General features: G+C 60.7%; 3 protein-coding genes and 2 pseudogenes. 1 reads left to right on the top strand and 4 read right to left on the bottom strand.

The annotated features are described in order from the left end of the window. The 4 genes and pseudogenes from AC1DH9_RS26065 to AC1DH9_RS26080 form a co-directional block, all read right to left on the bottom strand. A pseudogene (locus tag AC1DH9_RS26065) lies at positions 1 to 437 on the bottom strand (MFS transporter); the annotation flags it as partial. A gap of 83 nt (positions 438 to 520) precedes the next feature. Further along, the gene (locus AC1DH9_RS26070) at positions 521 to 1,321 is read right to left on the bottom strand and encodes a sulfite exporter TauE/SafE family protein (protein WP_427539283.1); all 801 of its coding nucleotides are present in this window, start codon (positions 1,319 to 1,321) and stop codon (positions 521 to 523) included. Positions 1,322 to 1,330: 9 nt separating this feature from the next. Further along, positions 1,331 to 2,575 carry an NAD(P)/FAD-dependent oxidoreductase gene (locus AC1DH9_RS26075; RefSeq protein WP_477809064.1) on the bottom strand — a complete coding sequence of 415 codons (1,245 nt, stop codon included), beginning with the start codon at positions 2,573 to 2,575 and terminating at the stop codon, positions 1,331 to 1,333. Between the two features lie 37 nt (positions 2,576 to 2,612). Continuing rightward, positions 2,613 to 2,948, bottom strand: a complete 336-nt coding sequence (locus AC1DH9_RS26080; protein ID WP_054598349.1) for an ArsR/SmtB family transcription factor — start codon at positions 2,946 to 2,948, stop codon at positions 2,613 to 2,615. Positions 2,949 to 3,051: 103 nt separating this feature from the next. On the opposite strand from AC1DH9_RS26080, the pseudogene AC1DH9_RS26085 reads away from it, so the two are divergent. Beyond that, positions 3,052 to 3,765: pseudogene (locus AC1DH9_RS26085) on the top strand (MBL fold metallo-hydrolase); the annotation flags it as partial.

Raw genomic sequence — 3,765 nt, forward strand, 5'->3', positions numbered from 1 at the left:
ATGTAATACAGGCCCAACGAACTCAGTGCCGCGCCGACCATACCGTGGGCGGCGCGCACCGCAATCGCCGAACTCAGGTCGTTGACGAACAAATGGCCGAAGGTCACCAGCGCATACAACACCAGGAATACTTCAGTGAACGCCCGCAGGCCGAACTGCTGACGAAACTTCACCAGCAGCAGGTTCATCGAGACGTTGGTCATCACATACGCCGCCGGCAGCCAGGCCATCTCGGCGGTCGTCGCCCCCAGCGCGCCTTGCAGGTAAGGCAGGTTGGCGACCACCAACGCGTTGCCCAAACCACCGGTCAATGCCACCAGCAACCCGACCAATGCATAAGCCAAGCGCTTTGGCGTGGAGTGCAAAGGGGTCGAGGGGGAACCGGGCAAGCTTGGCCGTTCGTGAGGCTGCCAGTTGCGCGGGGCGTAGTGATCCATTGCGTGGCCTTGTCATCGGTATAGCAGGCAGTAAACCTGAGCCTGAGACTTCTTGCCAGTTCGCTACACTGCAACCACCGATTTCAAGCCTTGAGCAGCATGTAGCCGGCTACCATCAGGCACACGCTGGCAAACCCCACTTGAAGTGCCCGGGCCGGAACCCGGGCGCACAGTCGCCGCCCCACGACCATCCCGGCGATGCTGGCGGCGATAAAGGCCGCGCCCTGGGCGTCAATAGTCACCCCGGCATGAAAGGCGCCGATCACTCCGGTTGCCGAGATCAAACTGATCACCATCAACGAGGTGGCGATGATGCCGCGCATCTGTACGTCGGTCAGTTGCTTGAATGCCGGCACGATCAGGAAACCGCCACCGACCCCGAGCAAGCCTGAAACCACGCCAGTCACCGCCCCCAATGCAGCCAGGGTTGCGGTGCATTTGGCGGTCCAGGAAAAGCGCCCGGTCTGTTGATCGAGCATGCAGTTTTTCTGGCCCCAGGTGGCGTGGCCGTGATCGCTCGGCCCCGCTTGCGGCTTTTCTCGCCGCAGCATCCGCCAGGCGATCATGATCATCAGCAGACTGAACAGGATCATCAGGACTTTTTCCGGCAACTGATGGGCGAAGTAGATGCCCACCGGCGAGAACACCGCCCCCAGCAATGCGATCAACAACGCCGCACGGTAGCGCACCAACCCATGGCGCAAGCCGTCGATGGCACCGACCGCCGCGGCGCTGCCCACCGCAAACAACGCCACCGGCGCCGCCTGGGTCATGCTCCAGCCCAGCCCGAGCACCAGGGCCGGCACTGCAAGAATGCCTCCGCCGGCCCCGGTCAGCCCAAGGATCAGGCCCATCACCACACCAAACAATGTCGCCAGCAGCATAGGGTTTTCTCAATCGACCTTGGACACACGAGTCAGCCACTCACGACCTTTAAGCATGCCGTTCCAGTAAAACCACGGCAGCAGCGTCGCCTTGAGAAACCATGCCGAACGCCGCGCCACGGTCGGCTCGAGGGGAAATGTCGGCAGCAGCTTACCGGCATAGCCGAACTCGGCGAGTATCACCTTGCCCTTCTCCACCGTCAGCGGGCAGGAGCCATAACCGTCGTATTTCAGTGGCAAGGGTTGCTGTTTGCGCAAGGCCAGCAAGTTCTCCGCAACCACGACGATTTGCTTGCGTACTGCAGCGGCGGTCTTGGCGTTGCTGGTGGAGCAGACATCGCCGAGGGCGAACACGTCCAGATAACGCACATGCTGCAGACTGTGGACGTCCACTTCGCACCAGCCAGCGGCATCGGCAAGCGAACTCTGGTGGATGAAGTCCGGCGAAACCTGCGGTGGTACCACATGCAACAGATCGAATTTTTTCGCTTGCAGCGTGACCGTTCCGGCGGCGTCCCTGACCTCGAACCAGGCGGTTTGCGCCGGCCCGTCGACCTTCACCAGGTTGGAGTTGAATGCCAGCCGGGCACGGTATTTCTCGATGTACTTCATCAACGGCGGGACGAAAGTCGCCACGCCGAACAGCGCGGCCCCGGCGAGGTTGAACTCGACGTCGAGGTTCTTCAGCACACCGTGTCGGAGCCAGTGATCACACGACAGGTACAACRCCTTTTGCGGCGCCCCGGCGCATTTGATCGGGACCGCCGGCTGGGTAAAGATTGCCTTGCCGCCGCGCAGACCTTTGACCAGTTGCCAGGTGTAGGCCGCATGCCGGTAGCTGTAGTTGGACGTGACACCGTGCTGCCCGAGGGCTTCTTGCAGACCTTCGATTTTCTCCCAGGCCAGTCGCAAGCCAGGGCAGACGATCAGGTTCTGATAAGAGACGCTGCGCCCGTCATCAAGCGTCAGCAGACGGTTTTCGGGGTCGACGCTGCTGACCGCAGCCTGCACCCATTGGGCCTGTCGCGGCATCACCGCAGCCATTGGCCGTACGGTGTTCTTGAGCTCATGGGCGCCACCGCCGACCAACGTCCAGGCGGGCTGGTAATAGTGCTGGGCGCTGGGCTCGATGACAGTGATGTTCAAGTGTGGATCGCGCTTGAGCAGGCTGGCGGCAAGGCCAATACCGGCAGTACCGCCGCCTATCACCACGATGTCGGCACTGATGGTCTGGCCCCAGTGTTGGTCCTTCATAAGTTATTGCCTCTACAAGGGGGCTGCCCGAAAAGGCTCACGCCCAGCTTTTTAGCACCGCGCCGCAATACAGGCCCGAGAGTGTTTTCATCACCTGAATCACTTCATGGCTGGCAAGACCGTAGAAAATGTACTTGCCTTCACGTCGGGTGCCCACCAGGCCTTCATCGCGCAGAATGCCCAACTGTTGGGACAACGTCGGCTGACGCACGCCGGTCATGGTTTCCAATTCGCCGACATTGCGTTCGCCCTGGGTCAACTGGCAGAGGATCAGCAGGCGGTCCTCATTGGCCAATGCCTTGAGCAGCGCGCAGGCCTTGGAGGCCGAGGCGCGCAATTGCGCCACTTCACCTTCACTTAGACTGGATTGCATTTGCAGATAACCTTGGTCGTCACTTAAGCTGTAGACATTATGTTTAAACATAAAGTGTTGCAACCCTTTGTGTCTTTCGGTCATCCAGCCAGGGCCCGCCGCCATGCCAGCATTGATCCAAGCCTTCTTTGATGACGCCTCATCGACCTACACCTATGTGATCTATGAACACGACGGCAGCCTGACCGGGTCATTGCTTTCGTTCGCGAGCACCGGTTGCAAACCCAATGGCTGCTGGAAACCCACGCCCATGCCGATCACCTGTCCGCCGCGCCTTACCTGCGCCGCGAGTTGGGCGGCAAGATTGCTATAGGCCAGGCCATCAGCCAGGTGCAGGACGTCTTCAAGCGTCTGTTCAACCTTGAGCCGGCGTTTCGCAGCGATGGTTCGCAGTTCGACCACCTGTTTGCGCCGGACGAGGAGTTTGCCATCGGCAACCTCAAGGCCAAGGCGCTGCATGTTCCCGGCCACACTCCGGCAGACATGGCCTACCTGATCGACGATGAATTCATACTGGTGGGCGACACGCTGTTCATGCCCGACGTCGGCACCGCACGCTGCGATTTCCCTGGCGGCAACGCCAATCAACTGTTCGCCTCGATACACAGGTTGCTGGCCTTCCCCGCCGACACCCGTCTCTATGTCTGCCACGATTACCCGCCAGCCGGCCGCACTTCCCAGTGCATGACCACCGTTGGCGAGCAACGTAAAGGCAATATTCATGTGCATGACGGCATCGATGAAACGGCGTTCGTCGACATGCGCACCCGGCGCGATGCAGGCTTGTGCATGCCGACGCTGATACTGCCGGCGATTC

It is taken from the genome of Pseudomonas sp. 05T35 (genome assembly GCF_056396605.1).

Excerpts from the sequence above, each read along its gene's own strand:
- AC1DH9_RS26080 (WP_054598349.1), bottom strand. The coding sequence starts at position 2,948 with ATGCAATCCAGTCTAAGTGAAGGTGAAGTGGCGCAATTGCGCGCCTCG.
- AC1DH9_RS26070 (WP_427539283.1), bottom strand. The coding sequence starts at position 1,321 with ATGCTGCTGGCGACATTGTTTGGTGTGGTGATGGGCCTGATCCTTGGG.